This window comes from Streptomyces sp. RFCAC02 (assembly GCF_004193175.1).
Taxonomy (GTDB): Bacteria; Actinomycetota; Actinomycetes; order Streptomycetales; family Streptomycetaceae; genus Streptomyces.
The window spans coordinates 1,132,916-1,148,441 of record NZ_SAUH01000001.1; the positions used below are offsets into that span (position 1 = coordinate 1,132,916).

Sequence of the window (15,526 nt, forward strand, 5' to 3'; positions counted from 1 at the left end):
CTCCGCTCGGTTCGATCATGCGTCGGGTGGTCCTCCGGCGAGTGCCCCGGGGGGTCCGCGCGGTCCTCGGGGTCGGGTCCTCGGCGTCGGTGCTCGGGGTCAGTCCTCGGGGTCGAACGTGGTCGGCAGGCCCGCGAACTCCTCGCCGGTCGGGGGCACCTGCAGGGCCGCCAGCGAGAACTGCATGACCTCGTTGAAGATCGGTCCGCAGACCTGGCTGCCGGTGTAGGGGCCCTCAGTCGGATTCTGGACGACGCAGTAGACGGTGACGCGCGGATCGTCGGCGGGGGCGAAGCCGGCGAAGGAGGCCGTGTAACCCGAGTAGACGCCCGTTTCGGGGTCGACGCGGTTGGCGGTGCCGGTCTTGCCGGCGACCCGGTAACCCGGGATACGGGCGGCCGATCCGGTGCCGTCCGGGCTGGCCACGACGGTCTCCAGCATCTCGGTGAGCTGCCGCGCCGTATCTTCCTCGACGACGCGGGTCCGTTCGGGTGAGGGCGCGGGCTCGAACCGGCCGTCGGGGCCGGTGGTGCCGCGGACGAGGGTGGGGGTGATGCGTTCGCCGCCGTTCGCGACCGTGGAGTAGACGGAGGCGGCCTGGACTGCGTTCACGGACAGGCCCTGCCCGAACGGGATCGTGTACTGCTGCGAGGCGTCCCAGTCCTCGGGCGGGGCGAGGATGCCGGCGGTCTCGCCGGGGAAGTCCAGGCCGGTCGGGCGGCCGAAGCCGAACGCGCGCAGGTAGTCGTAGAGCACCTGGTTGGCCTCGGCCTGGGTGTCGCCGAGCTGTTCGGCGGCGAGGATGGTGCCGATGTTGCTGGAGTGGGCGAGGACGCCGGCGAGGGTCAGGTACAGCGTCTCGTGGTCCACGTGATCGCCGAACTCGCGGTCGGCGCGGGGCAGGCGGTTGGGGACCGTGACGCGGGTGTCGGGCGTCGCCGCGCCCTCCTGGAGGACGGCGGCCATGGTGATGACCTTGCTGGTGGAGCCAAGTTCGAAGGCGTCCTCGAGCGCGGCGTTCCCGAGGGCCGCGGGGTCGGCGGCGGCGACGTCGTTCGGGTCGAAGCCGGGGGTGCCGGCGAGGGCGAGCAGCTCACCCGTGGTGGTGTCCTGGACGACGACGTAGCCGCCGTCCGCCTCGGACTCGGCCACCTGCGCGCTGATGGCCTGCTGGGCGGCCCACTGGATGTCCCGGTCGATCGTCAGCTCGACGTCGGAGCCGGGGACGGCCGGCTCCTCGTGCTCGCCGGCGGTGGGCACGCGGCGGCCGCCGGAGCGCGCGTAGGTGAGGCTGCCGTCCTCGCCGTCGAGGATGTCGTCGTACTGGGCCTCCAGGCCGCCGGAGCCGATGCCCTCGCTGTTGACGAAGCCGAGGACGGCGGCGGCGAGCGTCTCGTTCGGGTAGACGCGTTTCGCGTGCTCGACGGCGAAGAGACCGGACAGGACCTGGACGCCGGTGCCCTTCTCGTCCTGCTCGGCGAGGTTGGCCCGCAGGTCCTTGATCTGGCTCCACACCTGCGGGGTCTGCTGGCGGGCCAGGAGGGCGTAGCGGGTGTCGTCCTGGTCGAGCTGCTCGGTGAGCCACTGCTCGTCCTGGCCGAGGATCGGCGCGAGGAGCGCTGCGGCCCGCTCGGGCGCGTCGGGGACGCCGGTCTCCTCCTCGGAGAAGAGGAGGGGGTCGGCGGTGATGTCGTACGCGTCCACGGTGGTGGCGAGCGCGGTGCCGTTCCGGTCGGTGATGTCGCCGCGGCGGGCGGTCAGGGTCTCCTCGACGTAGCGGTTGACGGCGGCCTGGTCCGCGTAGGAGGAGGCGCCGATGGCCTGGACCTGGAACAGGCGGACCGAGAACGCCACCATCACGAGCGTCAGGCCGAGGCCGACCAGCCGCAGCCGGGGGCGCGGGCTCGCGAGGCGCAGGGGCGCGGTGTCCGGGGTGCGGGGGCCGCGCGGGCGCGGGGGCCGGGGCGCTGTCATGGGGTCAGCCCTTCTCCGTCGTCGGCCGGGGGCGTGTCGCCGGTGGGCTCGCCCGCGGTCTCCTCGGACGTCCCGCCGGCCGCGTCGGAGTCCGTGCCGCTGCCCGCGTCCTGGCCCTCGTCGTCGCCGGAGCCGGCGTCGGGGTCGGGGGTACGGGTCGGCGCCGGGCTCGGCGCGGGCGTCGGGTCCGTCTCGCCGAGCAGGGAGCCGTCCGGGCCGAGGAACGCGGGCGGCCCGCCCGGGACCATGCCGAGTTCCGCCGCCCGGTCGGCGAGCGCGTCGGGGGCGGCGTACGCGTCCACCTCGGCCTGCAGCTCCTGCTGCTCCTCCTCCAGTTCCTGCGTCTGGCGGCGCAGCTCGCTGAGCTGGAAGGAGCCCTCGTTGAGCGAGGCGTTCAGGAGGAGCAGGCCGAGCATGCCGCTGCCGAGGAGCAGCACGATGAGGAGGACGAACGGGGTGCGCGCCGCCGTCGAGGTGCCGCGGGGCACGAGGCCGATCAGACGGGTGATGCGTGTCTGCGTCGCGCCGGGCCGCCGCTCCCCCTGCCGTCCGGGTGCCACGTCAGACCGCCTCCCGGACGCGCTCGGCGGCGCGGAGGCGGGCGGGCGCCGAGCGGCGGTTGGCGGCGAGTTCCTCGTCGTCGGGCAGCTCGGCGCCCCGGGTGAGGAGACGCAGCCTGGGCTGGTACCGCTCGGGGACGACCGGCAGGCCGGGCGGCGCGGTGGAGGCTGCGCCCTCGCCGAGGACCCGTTTGACGAGCCGGTCCTCGAGCGACTGGTACGACAGGACGACGATCCTGCCGCCCACGCCGAGGGCGGCGACGGCGGCGGGGAGGGCGCGTTCCAGCACGGCGAGTTCGCCGTTGACCTCGATGCGCAGGGCCTGGAAGGTGCGCTTGGCCGGGTTGCCCCCGGTGCGCTTGGCGGCCTGGGGCAGGGCGTCGCGGACGATGCCGACGAGGCGGGCGCTGCCGGTGATGGGGGTGCGGGCGCGTTCCCGTACGACGGCCTCGACGATCCGGCGCGCGAACCGTTCCTCGCCGTAGGCGCGCAGGATGCGGACCAGCTCGCCCGGCGGGTAGGTGTTGAGGACGTCGGCGGCGCTCGGACCCGTCGTCTGGTCCATGCGCATGTCGAGCGGGGCGTCCTGGGCGTAGGCGAAACCGCGGTCGGCCTCGTCGAGCTGCATCGAGGAGACGCCGAGGTCGAAGAGGACGCCCGCCACCCGGGTGACGCCCAGCCGGGTGAGGACCGCGGGGAGTTCGTCGTACACCGCGTGGACGAGGGTGGCGCGCTCGCCGTGGTGCGCGAGGCGCTGTCCGGCGAGGCGCAGCGCCTCCGGGTCGCGGTCGAGGCCGATGAGGCGGACGCCGGGGAAGGTGTCGAGGAGGGCGGCGCTGTGACCGCCGAGACCGAGCGTGCAGTCGACGACGACGGGGGCCGGACCGTCCAGCGCGGGCGCGAGGAGGTCGAGGCAGCGCCGGAGCATGACGGGGCGGTGCCGGGCTTCCGGCGGCCGGTCGTTGCTGGTCGTCATGCGCCTTCCGAACGGGAGTGGGCCGGTGACGGCAAAGACGCCCGGGGGCCGGGCCGGTGTCCTCGGCGTCCTGCGGGGAGTGGGACCGTGAGCGCGCACGCCTCCCGGTGCGCGTCACACTAGCCCACAGGTTTCCGCGGTCAATCACTGAGGTTGATCGTGTGGGGCGTTTCGGACCCCTCCTGTGACCCGCATCACCTTTCCGGAGGAGACGTGCGCAAGGCCGCCGTATTACCTTCACAGCATGTCTCACAAGGTCACGGATGAACTGGTCACGGCAAACGGGCGGTACGCGGACGCGTTCGCCGACCCCGGGCTCGCCGCTCCGCCGGCGCGCCGGGTCGCTGTCGTGACCTGCATGGACGCGCGCATCGACCTCCCGGCGGCGCTCGGGCTCGCGATCGGCGACTGCCACACGATCCGCAACGCCGGCGGTGTCGTGACGGACGACGTGATCCGGTCGCTGACGATCAGCCAGCGGGAGCTGGGCACCCGTTCGGTCGTGCTGATCCACCACACGGCGTGCGGACTGCTGAGCCTCACGGAGGACTTCCGGCAGCGCCTGGAGGACGAGGTGGGGCAGCGTCCGTCGTGGCCGGTGGACTCGTTCACCGACCTGGACCAGGACGTGCGCCAGGGCATGGTCCGGGTGCGGACCTCGCCGTTCCTCCCGCACACTGACGATGTGCGCGGCTTCGTCCTCGACGTGACGACGGGCCGGCTGCGCGAGGTCGAGATCGCTCCCGGGGGCGCCGCGGACCGGTGACGGGCCGCGCCGTAGTGTGAAGAATGCTGGGGGGCGGCCACCGGCCGGCGCGGGTTCGGTGCCCGATCAGCCGGAAGCGGCCCACGCAGCCGCGCCGGGCGGGGGTCCGGCGCACTGGGCCAGGGCCGAGGAGGGCCGGTTGACGACCTATGAGGAAACAGGCGCGCTCACCGATCTGAGCGCCACCGCAGACCGTGTGCGCCGCGCGGTGGAGAGCGTGATCGAGGGCAAACCGGAGGTCGTCCGGCTGTCGCTGACGGTCCTGTTCGCCGGCGGGCATCTGCTGCTCGAGGACGTTCCCGGCATGGGCAAGACCATGCTGGCGAAGGCCCTGGCGCGGTCCATCGACTCGTCGGTGCGGCGCATCCAGTTCACACCGGACCTGCTGCCGTCGGACATCACCGGTGTCAGCGTGTACGACCAGAAGCGCGGCGAGTTCGAGTTCAAGCCGGGCGCGGTGTTCGCGCAGGTCGTCATCGGCGACGAGATCAACCGCGCCTCGCCGAAGACGCAGTCCGCGCTGCTCGAGGCGATGGAGGAGCGGCAGGTCACCGCGGACGGCCGGACGTATCCGCTGCCGGAGCCGTTCCTCGTCGTGGCGACGCAGAACCCGGTCGAGATGGAGGGCACCTACCCGCTGCCCGAGGCGCAGCGCGACCGGTTCATGGCGCGCGTCTCGGTGGGCTACCCGGCGCCCGAGGCGGAGATGCGGATGCTCCGCTCGCACGGGGGCGCCTCGCCGCTGGACGGGCTCGCGCCGGCCGCCGACGCGGCCGACATCGTGCGGCTGATCGACGTCGTGCGCGCCGTGCACGTGTCGGACGCCGTGCACCGGTACGTCGTCGACGTCGTGGTCGGCACCCGGACGCATCCCGAACTGCGGCTCGGCGCCTCGCCGCGCGCGGCGCTGCACCTGCTGCGGGCGGCGAAGGCGGCGGCGGCCCTGGCGGGGCGCGGGTTCGTGCTGCCGGACGACGTGCAGCAGCTCGCCGTCCCGGTCCTCGCGCACCGGCTCCTGCCGACGCCGCAGGCCCAGCTGAACCGGCAGACCACGGAGAACCTCGTCCTCGACATCCTGCGCCGGACGCCCGTGCCGGACGCGTACGCGGCGCAGCACCTGCAGGGGCGCTGATGGGCTGGCCGCCGCCGCCCGCGGGGCCACCGCTCGCACCGCCCCCGGCGCCCCCGTACGGGCCGCCGGCGCTCGCGGCGCCGCCCTCCGGGGCGACGGCGGTGACCGGCGTGGACGAACGGGGGCCGCTGCGCGCGGCGTTCGGGGGGCTGACGACCCGGGGCCGGTCGTTCGTGGCGGCCGGGCTGGCCGCTTCGCTGTGCGCCTACCTGCTCGGGCAGCCGGACCTGCTGCGGGTCGGCATGCTGCTGGCGCTGCTGCCGGTCGTGAGCGTGCTCGTGGTGCACCGCACGCGCAGCAGGGTCGTCGCCACGCGCCGGCTGTCACCCGGACGGGTGGCGGCGGGGAGCGACGCGCAGGTGTTCATCCGCGTGGAGAACGTGGGGCGGCTGCCGAGCGGACTGCTCCAGCTCCAGGACGAGGTGCCGTACGTCCTGGGGCCGCGGCCGCGGTTCGCGCTCGACCGGATCGAGCCGGGCGGGCGGCGCGAGGTGTCCTACCGCGTGCGCTCGGAGGTGCGGGGCCGGTATCCGCTGGGGCCGCTGCACCTGCGGCTGGCCGACCCGTTCGGGATGGTGGAGCTGACCCGTTCGTTCGGTGTGGCGGACCTGATGACGGTGCTGCCGCGCAGCGAGCCGCTGCCGCCGGTGCGGTTCGGCGGCGACGCCGAAGGGCAGGGCGACGGGCAGCCGCGGGGGCTCGCGCTGGCCGGGGACGACGATGTCATCCCGCGCGAGTACCGGCACGGCGACGACGTGCGCCGCGTGCACTGGCGTTCGACCGCGCACCGGGGTGTGCTGATGGTGCGCCGGGAGGAGCAGCCGCGGCGCGCGCGGTGCACGGTGCTGTTCGACGCGCGGTGGGCCGGCGTGTTCGCCGGGGCGCAGGACCCCGCGTTCGAACGCGCGGTGTCCGGGGCTGCTTCGGCCGTGCAGCATCTCGCGCGGCAGGGGTACGAGGTGCGGCTCGTCACGGACTCCGGCGGCGAGGTGCCGTCCGCCGACGCGCGGGGCGCCGACAGCCTCGCGACGGTCGGCCTGATGCTGGACGTGCTGGCCGGTGTCCAGCCGGCGGCCGGCGGCACGCTCCAGCCGGCCGAGGCGGCGCTGCGGGCGGCGGAGGGCGGGCTGCTCGTGGCGTTCACCGGCGCGCTCGACGCGTACCAGGTGGCGGAGTACGGGCGGCTGCGACCGCGGCGCGGCGCGGCGGTGGCCCTCGTCATGGCGGGCCACGCCGACCCGATGGGCGACGCGCGACGGGTCGCCGACCTGCGGACCGCCGGGTGGCGGGCCGTGACGTCGCCGCCCGGCGCGCCGCTCGCGGCGGTGTGGCAGCAGGCGGCGGCCGAGGTGACCGGCGCGGGCGGGGCGTACGGGTGAACGGGCGGGTGCGCGCGGGGACGGGCACGGGGCAGGGCGCAGGGGTGGCGGGAGCGGCGTGATGGACGGCAGGGTGCGGATCGCGTGCGCCGGGTGGCTGGCGACGATGGCCGCCGCGGTGGCGCTGAAACCGCTGGTGGACGGCACCGACTGGCTGGTGCAGGCGGGTGTGCTGCTCGCGGCGCAGACGTGGACCGGGCTGATGGCCCGCTGGCGGCGGGCACCGGCCGTCGTGACGGTGGCCGCGCAGATCGGTGTGTCCCTCGTGCTGCTCACCGTGGTGAGCGCCCGGGAGTACGCGCTCGCCGGGTTCCTGCCGGGGCCGCAGGCGCTGGACGCGCTGGGGCGGCTGATCGGCACGGGCGCCGACGACATCGGCCGGTACATGGCGCCCGCGCCGGCGACGGACGGCATCCGGCTGATGCTCTTCGGCGGGGTGCTGCTGATCGGCCTGCTGGTGGATGTGCTGGCGGTCGCGGCGCGGAGCGCGGCGGCGGCCGGTCTGCCGCTGCTCGCGCTGTACTCGGTGGCGGCCGGCGTGGCCGAGGACGACTCCGGCTGGCCCTACTTCCTGGCCGCGGCGGCCGGTTTCCTCGTGCTGCTGCTCGCGGAGGGGCGGGACCGGGCGGCGCGGTGGGGGCGTTTCCTCGGGACGCCGGGTGCGCCGGGCGGTGTGCCGGGGGCGCCCGGGGGCGGCGGGGCGACCGCGTTGCGCGCGCCCGGCGCCGCGCCGCGGCTGCGCGCCGGGGGGCGTATCGGCGTCCTCGCGCTCGCGCTCGCGGCGCTGGCGCCGGTCCTGCTGCCCGCCCTGGGCCAGGGGGTGCTCGACCGGGAACGGGAGGGGCGGGCGGGCGGCCGGGGCGGCTCGGGCGAAGTGCTGGCCCTCGACCCGGTCGTGGCGCTCCAGGACCAGTTGAACCAGCCCGCCGACCGGACGCTGCTGCTGTACCGGACGGATTCGCCCGAGCCGGACGAGCTGTACCTGCGGCTGATGGCGCTGGACGAGTTCACCGGCACGGAGTGGCGTTCGTCGGAGTGGCAGGAGTCCGCGCCGCCGGACGCGCCGTGGCCCGTCCCCGGGCTCGCGCCGGACGTGCCGCGGCAGACGGTGCGGACCGTCGTGGAATCCGCGGACGGCTACGCCCAGACCTCGCTGCCGGTGCCCTACCCGGCGCAGGACATCAGCGTCGACGGCGAGTGGGGCTTCGACCGCGGCTCGCAGACCCTCGTCGCGGGCGACACCGACCTGACGACCCAGGGCCTCGGGTACACCGTCGAATCGCTGCTGGTGCAGCCGACGGAGGAACAGCTCACCGGTGCCCCCGCGACGCCGGAGGACATCCTCGAGTACTACACGCGCGTGCCGGACAACCTGCCGTCCGAGGTGTACGCCCAGGCGCTCGACATCACGGCGGACGCGGACAACGACCTGGAGCGGGCCGTCGCGCTGCAGAACTGGTTCACCCAGGAGGGCGGGTTCCGTTACGACACGTCCGTCGCGAGCGGCAGCGGCCCCGAGGCGATCGTGTCGTTCCTGGAGAACCGGGAGGGATTCTGCGTGCACTTCGCCTTCACCATGGCGGCGATGGCGCGCACGCTGGGCATCCCCGCGCAGGTGGCGGTCGGTTTCACACCGGGGACGCAACTGCCGAGCGGCGTCTACGAGGTGAGCGCCCACAACGCGCACGCCTGGCCCGAGCTGTACTTCGAGGGGGTCGGCTGGGTCCGCTTCGAGCCGACGCCGGGGCAGGGCACGAGCCCGTCCTACGCGCGGCCGGAGCAGGAGCAGCCGGGCCAGGAGGAGACCGAGCGGCCCGAGGCGGACACCGAGCCGACCGCTCCCGCCGACCCGACCCCGGCGCCCGAGCCGAGCGAGACGCCGCCCGGGCAGTGCGCGGCCGGGTCGACGCTGGCCGAGTGCGGGGACGACGACCGGCCGAACACCCCGGAGAGCGCGGCCGGCGGGGCGGGGCTGCCGCCGGCTCCCCTGCTGTGGGGGCTCGGCGTGCTGCTGGTGGTGCTCGCACTGGCGTGGCCCTCGCTGTGGCGGCGGCGGACGAGCAGACGCCGGCTCGCCCCGGACGCGGGGCCGCTCCCCGCATGGGAGGAACTGCAGGACGCCGCCTGGGACATCGGCATCGCGCCGGCCGGCTGGGAGACGCCGCGGCAGACGGCCGGCCGTCTGGTGCGGGTCGGCGGGCTGTCCGGCGACGCGGCGGCGGCGGTCGGGCGGCTCGCGGCGGCCGTGGAGGAGGAGCTGTACGCGCCGTGGCCGGGCCGCTCCGCCGCCGCGGGCGCCGCGCGGGACGTCCGGGTCGCGCGCGACGGCCTGCGGGCCGGGGCGTCCCGGTGGCGGCGGCTGCGGGCGGCGGTACTGCCACGTTCCGCCATTCGGGTGATGCGCACGCTGGCCGAGCGCCGGTCGGCCGCCGCGCGGCGGCTGCGGTCCATGGGACGGCGCCTGCTGCCGCGCCGCGCCGCACGCTGACCCGGCAGCCCCGGGGAGGCACCGGGGCGGCCGGGACGTACGCACAGGGTGAGGGGCTGTTCTCCCCCGTGGGGACGGCGGCGGGTCCCGCCGGGAGCCCGTCCGCCGCACACAGCGCGAGGGCCGCCCTCCCGGGGGAGGGCGGCCCTGACGTGTGGGGGTCGGTCGGCGGAGAAGGTGCCGGTCAGCCGTCGCGTTCGTCGCGGCGGCGCTGCCAGCGGTCCTCGATCCGGTTCATCATCGACCGCTTGGGCTTCTGGGCGCGGGCCTGGCGGCCGCCCGCGCGACCGCGTGGCTGCCCCTGGGGCGCGGCGCCCTGCGCGGGCGTCCTGCGCCAGCCGGTGACGGCCACGACCGCGCAGACCAGCATGATCAGGAAGCCGACGACACTGAGCCACACCTCCTGCGCCACCATGCCGCCCATGAGCAGGCCGATGCCGATGACGAAACCCGCGATCGCCTGGTAGACGCGGCGCCGGGTGAAGGTGCGCAGCTCATTGCCCTCGAGCGTTGTCGCGAATTTGGGATCTTCGGCGTACAGCGCTCGCTCCATCTGTTCGAGCATGCGCTGCTCGTGGTCCGAGAGCGGCACGGAGTCCTCCTACTCGTCGGTCGCGGTGGCGACCCGATCCGACCCTTCAAGGATAGGCAGGGATGCCTACCGGTGAAACCCGCCCCTGTGCGCCAGTTTCGCCCACAACAGCGTGCTCCGGACTCCGTGGGGCGGTGGCAGACTCATTCCCCCGCGGGTGCGGGGTCATGCCGGGTCCTCCAGTCGATGATACGAGGAGTAGGGCTCAGTGTTCCCCGGGTAGTGCGGAGCCGGGAATCTCGGCGAGCACATGGAGCTGCGCGGCGATCGCCTGGTAGGCGGGGTGCGCCGCGGCCTCGGCCTCCAGGCGGGCGAGCTGCTGGAGCGCGTCCGCCTCGCCGCCGACGAGCGATCCGGGCACCAGGTCGGCGAAGACCCGGACGCCCTGGGTGCGGCGGACGGTCAGGCCCGCGTCGGTCAGGAGGGCCGTCAGCGCGGGGACGGTGAAGCGGTGCGGCACCGGGTCGGCCTCCCCCCAGCGGCCCGCCGGGTCGCCCAGGGCGTGGCGCGCCTCGGTGAAGCGGCCGGCCAGCGCGCGGGAGAGAACGGCCCCGCCCACCCCTGCCGCGAGGACGCTGAGCGTCCCGCCGTCCGGACGCAGCGCGCGCGTCACGGCGCGGACGCCGGCGGCCGCGTCCTCCAGGTGTTCGAGGACGCCGTGGCACAGCACCATGTCGAACGTCCCGGGACCGACCACGTCGAGCAGGTCACCGGTGTCCCCCTGGACACCGCGCACGCGGTCGGCGACGCCCTGCTCGGCCGCGCGGCGCTCCAGCGCGAACAGCGCGTCGGGGCTCGGGTCCACCACCGTGACGCGGTGCCCGAGCGCGGCGACCGGCACGGCGGACGTGCCGCTGCCGCCCCCGGTGTCGAGGACGTCGAGCACGGCACGGCCGGTGCGCGCGGCGCGCTCCGCGAGGGCGTCGCGCAGGGCCTCCCACACGACTCCGGTGCGCAGGGCGGCGTGCGGTCCTGCGGCCGTCGGTCCCTGCGGGTCGCGGACGCTGGGCTCTGACGGCATGGCGGGGGCTCCTTGCGGCGGCGCGGCGCTCTCCGGGCCGCGGTGCGGTGCGTTGGGCTGCTCCACCCTACTTCCCGGCCCGGCCCCCCGTGTCCTCGCGCCCGGCGGGGAGCCGCACGGTGCGGTGCGTCGCGCCGGGGAACAGCGCCTCGTGGACGAGGCGGAGGAAGAAGCCCGCCGCGCGCCGCAGCTCGTCCGCGTCGTCCCGGCCGACGACGCCCCTGATGCCGGCCTCTATGCGGGCGCGGCGGTCGGCGCTGGCGGCGAACAGCGTGCTCCACTCGGCGAGCTCGGGAGCCGTCTCGGGCAGCACCTCCCAGACGCTGCGGATGCGGCGCCGGCCCCGGACCGCGCCGCCGGGGCCTCCCCTGGCCGTGAGGACGGCCGCGGCGGCCCGCAGGGCGGCCAGGTGGGCGGCGACGTACGCCTCCCCCGGGTCGGTGAGGACGGACGCCTCGTCGAAGCTCCGTTCGGCCTGGGCGAAGAGCTGCAGCGCGGCGTGCGGCACGGGCGCGCGGCGGGGCACGGAAGGGACATCGATCGGCAGTCCGGTCATGACGAGCCTCCAGTCAGTCGTCACTCAACGGTGCATCTGCCGACATGGTGACCTATGGGTCTGACAATCCGTCCGGACAGCGTGCCGGGGGGTGCGCGGGTGGCCTGCGGGGAGGAGGAGAATCGGTCCATGACACGCACGAGCACCCGGCGTGACGCGACACGGCTGCGCCTGTACGAGGCGGCGGTGGCGCTGATCGGCGAGCAGGGCTTCGCTGCCACGACGGTCGAGCAGATCGCGGAACGGGCCGGCGTGGCGAAAGGCACGGTCTACTACAACTTCGCCGGGAAGACCGAGCTGTTCGAGGAGCTGCTGCGGCACGGCGTCGGGCCGCTGACGGCGGCGCTGCGGGACGCGGCCGGTGCCTGCCGGGCGCGCGGCGGCGGCGCGGGGGCGGCGCTGGACGCGATGGCGAGGGCCGGGCTCGCGTTCGTCGCCTCCCGGGCCGACTTCGCGCGGCTCCTGGTGGCGGAGCAGTGGCGCGCGAACCGGCCCTGGTCGGCGACCCTGCGCGCGGCGCGCGCCGACGTGGTGGCGGCGGTGGCCGACGTGCTGCAGGAGGGAGTCAAGGACGGGGAGCTGGACGAGGCGCTCGACGTGGAGCTGACGGCGGGCGCGCTGCTGGGGACGGTGATGGTGGGGGCGCTGGACTGGCGGACGTTCCACCCGGGCCGGACGCTCGACGAGGTGCACGCCGCCCTGTCGCCGGTGCTGCTCGCGCGGCTCGGGGAGGCGGGCGGCCGGGGGCACGCCGGCGGCCGGTAGGGTCCCGGCATGGCTCGGATCGTGGTGGTGGGCGCCGGTATGGGCGCCCTGGCCGCCGCCGCCCGGCTGGCCGTGGCCGGCCACCGGGTGACGGTGGTGGAGCGGGGCGGCGGACACGGCGGCGCGGTGGGACGCTTCGAGCGCGACGGTTTCGCGTTCGACACCGGTCCCGGGCTGCTGCACCTGCCGGCGGTGTGGCGCGACCTGTTCGTGAAGACGGGGCGCCGCGAGCTGGCGGAGTGCGTGCCGCTGCACCGGGTCGATCCGCTGGCGGAGCACCGGTTCGCCGACGGCACGGCCGTGCGGCTGCCGGCGGCGCGCGGGGGCGCCGTGCAGGCGGTGGAGGCGGCGTTCGGCGCCGGCGCAGGTGAGCGATGGGCGGAGCTGCTGGGACGCGCCCGCGAGACCTGGGAGGCCACGCGCCGGCCGCTGGTGGAGGAGCCGCTGACCGCCGGCACCCCCACGACGGTGCTCGGCGTCGATCCCTACCCGTGGCGCGCCAGGGGTCTCCTGCGCCGCAAGGTGCCCGCCACACTCGCCGGGCTGGCCGCCGCCGAGCTGCGCGACCCGCGCCTCGCCGCGCTCCTGACGGGGACCGTGGCGGAGTACGGGTGCGAGCCGGGGCGGGCGCCAGCGAGCGCGGCCGTCCTGGCGTACCTGGAGCAGACCTTCGGCCTGTGGTACCCGTCGGGCGGCATGCGCGCGCTGGCGGACGCGGTGCGGGCGCGGTGCGAGGAGCGCGGGGTGGAGTTCCGCTTCGGTGCCGCAGCGACGCGCGTGCTGGCGCGGGACGGGCGGGCCGGCGGTGTCGAGGTGGAGGGCGGCGGGACGCTGGAGGCCGAGCACGTGGTGTGGGCGGCACCGGGGCTCGGCGGCCTGCCGAAGGAGGGCACGAGCCGTTTCACCCTCTTCCTCGCCCTTCGGGGCCGGCGCCCGGTCGGCACCCCGCACCGTACGCTGCTGCATCCCGCGGACCCGGGCGACGGCCCCACGGTCCGCGTGCTGCGGCCCGACGACCCCGCGTCACGCCCCGACGAGGACCACGAGGCCGTCACCCTGTCGGTGCCCGCCGCGCCGCACGGCACGGGCGCGGGCGCCGTGGACTGGACGGCGCCGGGGACGGCGGCCGCGTTCGCCGGACGGCTGCTGGAGGCCGCCGGGCGCGCCGGGATCGCACTGGACGGCCGCGTCCTGTGGCAGCACGCGCACACGCCGGCCGACGTGGAACGGGCCACCGGTGTCCCCGGCGGCCTGATCCCGCCGCCGGCCCTCGCCGGGGCGGACGGCAGCCACCTCGCGGCCCCCAACACCGGCCGCCTGCCCGGCGCCTACCGCGCGGGCTCGCTCGCCCACCCGGGCGGCGGGCTGGCCCACGCCGGGATGTCGGGCGCGATGGCGGCCGGGCTGATCGTCGAGGGACCCGACTGGCGCGGCTCGTACTGACGGGAGCGGCGCCGCGCGGGGATCAGTAGCGGTGCTCGTTGCCGTAGTAGTGGCCCGGGTCGGACGGTTCGTACCCGGGGGTCTGCGGGTAGCCGTCCGGCCCGTCCGCCGGCTGCTGGGGCGGATAGCCGTAGCCGCCGGCGTCGTCGTCCCGCTGCTGGGGCACCCACACGCCGCCGGGCGGCGTCTCCTGGTAGTACGCGCCGTACTGGCCGGCCGTCTGCCACTGGCCGGATTCCTGGCCGCTCCAGTCGCCCGGGTAGCCGGTGGCGTAGGTGTCCTGCGCGGCGTGCTCGTGCTGCGGCTGCTGGTCGAGGTACGGGTCGGCGGGGTAGCCCGTGTACGTCTCGCCGGTGTCCTGCGGGGCCGCGTAGGACGGGGTCTGCTGGTCGGCCCAGGGGTCGCCGCCGGTGGCGTAGGCCGAGAGGTACGGGTCCTGGTACGGGGTGTCGTCCTGCGGCCGGTCCGGCTCCCGGTCGCCGTCGCCCTCCGGCGCGGGACCCTGCCCGGCGCCGTCCTCGTCGATCCGGGGCACGCCCTCGGCGGGCGTCGCGTCCAGGGGCTCGGCGTCGTCCGGCACCGGGTCGAGGGGGCGGACGACGCCGCGCCGCCTGCGGCTGGTGCCCGGCTTGCCGCCGAGCGCCCACCCGGTGGAGAACCCGCGCCGGAACGACAGGGTGACGAACGTCTGCCCGGTCGCGAACGCGACGGTGCCCAGGGCGATGACGGCGACCGACGGCATCACGACGCCGACGACGACCAGGAGGAAGCCGCAGAACGCCAGCAGTCTCCAGCGCAGCCGCGCCTTGTACTGGAGAAGGACCTCACCGAGCAGCCAGAGCGCCACCACTCCGAACGCGATGTAGAGGACCGTCCAGCCCATGTACGCCCCTCTCAGCGGGCCTCACGTCCGCGTGTGCAGACCGAGATTCCTGTAGACGTCCAGCGTCGCCGTGGAGTGGAGCGTGGTGTTGAGCGTGACGAAGTGGAGTCCGGGGATGTCCTCGTCCAGCAGCCGCGCGCACAACTCCGTGGCGAAATCGATCCCGACCGAGCGTACAGCCAACGGATCGTCCTTGACGGCGAGGATCCGTCTTTCCAACTCAGGGGGGAACGTGGCGTTGCTGAGCTGCTTGAACCGCTCGATCTGGCGGACGTTCGCGATCGGCATGATCTCCGGGATGATCGGCACGTCGCAGCCGGCCGCGGCCACCCGGTCCCGCAGGCGCAGGTAGTCCTCGGGGTAGAAGAACATCTGGGTGAGCGCGAAGTCGGCGCCGGCGCGGCACTTGGCGACGAAGTGCCGGACGTCGGTCTCCCAGTCGGTGGACCGCGGGTGCATCTCGGGGAACGCGGCGACGCCGACGCAGAAGTCGCCCGACTCCTTGATGAGGCTGACGAGTTCCGCCGCGTACCGGACGCCCCGGGGGTGCGGGGTCCACTCCCCCATCGGGTCGCCGGGCGGGTCGCCGCGCAGGGCCAGCATGTTGCGGATGCCGGCGGCGGCGTACTGGCCGATGATGTTGCGCAGTTCGGCGACGGAGTGGTCGACGGCGGTGAGGTGGGCGACGGGCGTGAGCGTCGTCTCGGTGGTGATCCGCTCGGTCGCCCGGACGGTGCGCTCGCGGGACGAGCCGCCCGCGCCGTACGTCACGGACACGAACATCGGCGCGACGGCCTCGACGCGGCGGATCGCGTTCCACAGGGTGCGCTCGCCCTGCTCCGTCTTCGGCGGGGTGAACTCGAACGAATACGAACGGGCGCCCGTGGCGAGCAGGTCACGCACGGTGCGCGCCCGGTCCGCCGCCGTGCTGGGGATACCGAGGGCCATGCTTGCAGGCTACCGACCGGAGCGGGCCGCGGCGGGTGCTGTC

The 15,526-nt window shown here is 75.5% G+C and carries 14 protein-coding genes; 6 read left to right on the forward strand and 8 right to left on the reverse strand.

The genetic code is table 11. The annotated features are described in order from the left end of the window. Window positions 1-99 precede the first annotated feature (99 nt). The 3 genes from EMA09_RS05105 to rsmH are packed head-to-tail and all read right to left on the reverse strand — an operon-like array spanning window position 100 to window position 3,510. Complete coding sequence (locus EMA09_RS05105; protein WP_129839311.1) at window positions 100-1,974, reverse strand: penicillin-binding protein 2; 1,875 nt, start codon at window positions 1,972-1,974, stop codon at window positions 100-102. Beyond that, window positions 1,971-2,534, reverse strand: coding sequence for a hypothetical protein (locus tag EMA09_RS28600; RefSeq protein ID WP_206305903.1), 564 nt, complete (start codon window positions 2,532-2,534; stop codon window positions 1,971-1,973). The genes EMA09_RS05105 and EMA09_RS28600 overlap by 4 nt, the downstream gene beginning before the upstream one ends. A 1-nt stretch (window position 2,535) precedes the next feature. After that, window positions 2,536-3,510, reverse strand: a complete 975-nt coding sequence (gene rsmH, locus EMA09_RS05115) for a 16S rRNA (cytosine(1402)-N(4))-methyltransferase RsmH (protein WP_129839313.1) — start codon at window positions 3,508-3,510, stop codon at window positions 2,536-2,538. Window positions 3,511-3,754: 244 nt separating this feature from the next. Here rsmH and EMA09_RS05120 point away from each other — a divergent pair, with 244 nt between their 5' ends. The 4 genes from EMA09_RS05120 (at window position 3,755) to EMA09_RS05135 (ending at window position 9,275) form a co-directional block, all read left to right on the forward strand. Further along, window positions 3,755-4,276 carry a carbonic anhydrase gene (locus EMA09_RS05120; RefSeq protein WP_129839315.1) on the forward strand — a complete coding sequence of 174 codons (522 nt, stop codon included), beginning with the start codon at window positions 3,755-3,757 and terminating at the stop codon, window positions 4,274-4,276. 139 nt (window positions 4,277-4,415) lie between these two features. Then, on the forward strand, window positions 4,416-5,408 hold the full coding sequence (locus tag EMA09_RS05125; protein WP_129839317.1) for an AAA family ATPase: 993 nt from the start codon (window positions 4,416-4,418) through the stop codon (window positions 5,406-5,408). Then, window positions 5,408-6,787: a DUF58 domain-containing protein gene (locus EMA09_RS05130; protein ID WP_129839319.1), complete on the forward strand. Its 1,380-nt coding sequence runs from the start codon at window positions 5,408-5,410 to the stop codon at window positions 6,785-6,787. The genes EMA09_RS05125 and EMA09_RS05130 overlap by 1 nt, the downstream gene beginning before the upstream one ends. 61 nt (window positions 6,788-6,848) lie before the next feature. After that, entirely contained in the window at window positions 6,849-9,275 is a 2,427-nt protein-coding gene (locus EMA09_RS05135; protein ID WP_129839321.1) for a DUF3488 and transglutaminase-like domain-containing protein, read from the forward strand. A gap of 184 nt (window positions 9,276-9,459) precedes the next feature. Here the strand turns inward: EMA09_RS05135 and EMA09_RS05140 are convergent, their stop codons facing one another. From EMA09_RS05140 to EMA09_RS05150, 3 genes are all read right to left on the reverse strand, one after another. Then, window positions 9,460-9,867 carry a DUF3040 domain-containing protein gene (locus EMA09_RS05140; RefSeq protein WP_129839323.1) on the reverse strand — a complete coding sequence of 136 codons (408 nt, stop codon included), beginning with the start codon at window positions 9,865-9,867 and terminating at the stop codon, window positions 9,460-9,462. A 205-nt stretch (window positions 9,868-10,072) separates the two neighbouring features. Then, on the reverse strand, window positions 10,073-10,888 hold the full coding sequence (locus EMA09_RS05145; protein WP_129839325.1) for a methyltransferase: 816 nt from the start codon (window positions 10,886-10,888) through the stop codon (window positions 10,073-10,075). A gap of 67 nt (window positions 10,889-10,955) precedes the next feature. After that, complete coding sequence (locus tag EMA09_RS05150; RefSeq protein WP_168220641.1) at window positions 10,956-11,444, reverse strand: SAV_6107 family HEPN domain-containing protein; 489 nt, start codon at window positions 11,442-11,444, stop codon at window positions 10,956-10,958. A 129-nt stretch (window positions 11,445-11,573) separates the two neighbouring features. Here EMA09_RS05150 and EMA09_RS05155 point away from each other — a divergent pair, with 129 nt between their 5' ends. Both EMA09_RS05155 and EMA09_RS05160 read left to right on the forward strand, forming a co-directional pair. Next, window positions 11,574-12,209, forward strand: a complete 636-nt coding sequence (locus tag EMA09_RS05155) for a TetR/AcrR family transcriptional regulator (RefSeq protein WP_129839327.1) — start codon at window positions 11,574-11,576, stop codon at window positions 12,207-12,209. A gap of 9 nt (window positions 12,210-12,218) precedes the next feature. Continuing rightward, window positions 12,219-13,652, forward strand: a complete 1,434-nt coding sequence (locus EMA09_RS05160) for an NAD(P)/FAD-dependent oxidoreductase (protein WP_129839329.1) — start codon at window positions 12,219-12,221, stop codon at window positions 13,650-13,652. Between the two features lie 22 nt (window positions 13,653-13,674). Here EMA09_RS05160 and EMA09_RS05165 read toward each other — a convergent pair whose 3' ends face one another. Together EMA09_RS05165 and metF are read right to left on the reverse strand one after the other, a co-directional pair. Further along, window positions 13,675-14,535, reverse strand: a complete 861-nt coding sequence (locus EMA09_RS05165) for a hypothetical protein (protein ID WP_206305904.1) — start codon at window positions 14,533-14,535, stop codon at window positions 13,675-13,677. Window positions 14,536-14,556: 21 nt separating this feature from the next. After that, a complete protein-coding gene (gene metF / locus EMA09_RS05170; RefSeq protein WP_129839331.1) occupies window positions 14,557-15,483 on the reverse strand; it encodes a methylenetetrahydrofolate reductase [NAD(P)H] in 927 nt (308 codons plus the stop codon). Window positions 15,484-15,526 lie beyond the last annotated feature (43 nt).

Bases quoted from the DNA above. Each gene is read 5' to 3' on its own strand.
- EMA09_RS05165 (WP_206305904.1), bottom strand. From the start codon at position 14,535: ATGGGCTGGACGGTCCTCTACATCGCGTTCGGAGTGGTGGCGCTCTGG.
- EMA09_RS05145 (WP_129839325.1), bottom strand. From the start codon at position 10,888: ATGCCGTCAGAGCCCAGCGTCCGCGACCCGCAGGGACCGACGGCCGCA.
- EMA09_RS05155 (WP_129839327.1), top strand. From the start codon at position 11,574: ATGACACGCACGAGCACCCGGCGTGACGCGACACGGCTGCGCCTGTAC.
- EMA09_RS05135 (WP_129839321.1), top strand. From the start codon at position 6,849: ATGGACGGCAGGGTGCGGATCGCGTGCGCCGGGTGGCTGGCGACGATG.
- metF (WP_129839331.1), bottom strand. From the start codon at position 15,483: ATGGCCCTCGGTATCCCCAGCACGGCGGCGGACCGGGCGCGCACCGTG.
- EMA09_RS05160 (WP_129839329.1), top strand. From the start codon at position 12,219: ATGGCTCGGATCGTGGTGGTGGGCGCCGGTATGGGCGCCCTGGCCGCC.
- EMA09_RS05105 (WP_129839311.1), bottom strand. From the start codon at position 1,974: ATGACAGCGCCCCGGCCCCCGCGCCCGCGCGGCCCCCGCACCCCGGAC.
- rsmH (WP_129839313.1), bottom strand. From the start codon at position 3,510: ATGACGACCAGCAACGACCGGCCGCCGGAAGCCCGGCACCGCCCCGTC.
- EMA09_RS05130 (WP_129839319.1), top strand. From the start codon at position 5,408: ATGGGCTGGCCGCCGCCGCCCGCGGGGCCACCGCTCGCACCGCCCCCG.
- EMA09_RS05150 (WP_168220641.1), bottom strand. From the start codon at position 11,444: ATGACCGGACTGCCGATCGATGTCCCTTCCGTGCCCCGCCGCGCGCCC.
- EMA09_RS05120 (WP_129839315.1), top strand. From the start codon at position 3,755: ATGTCTCACAAGGTCACGGATGAACTGGTCACGGCAAACGGGCGGTAC.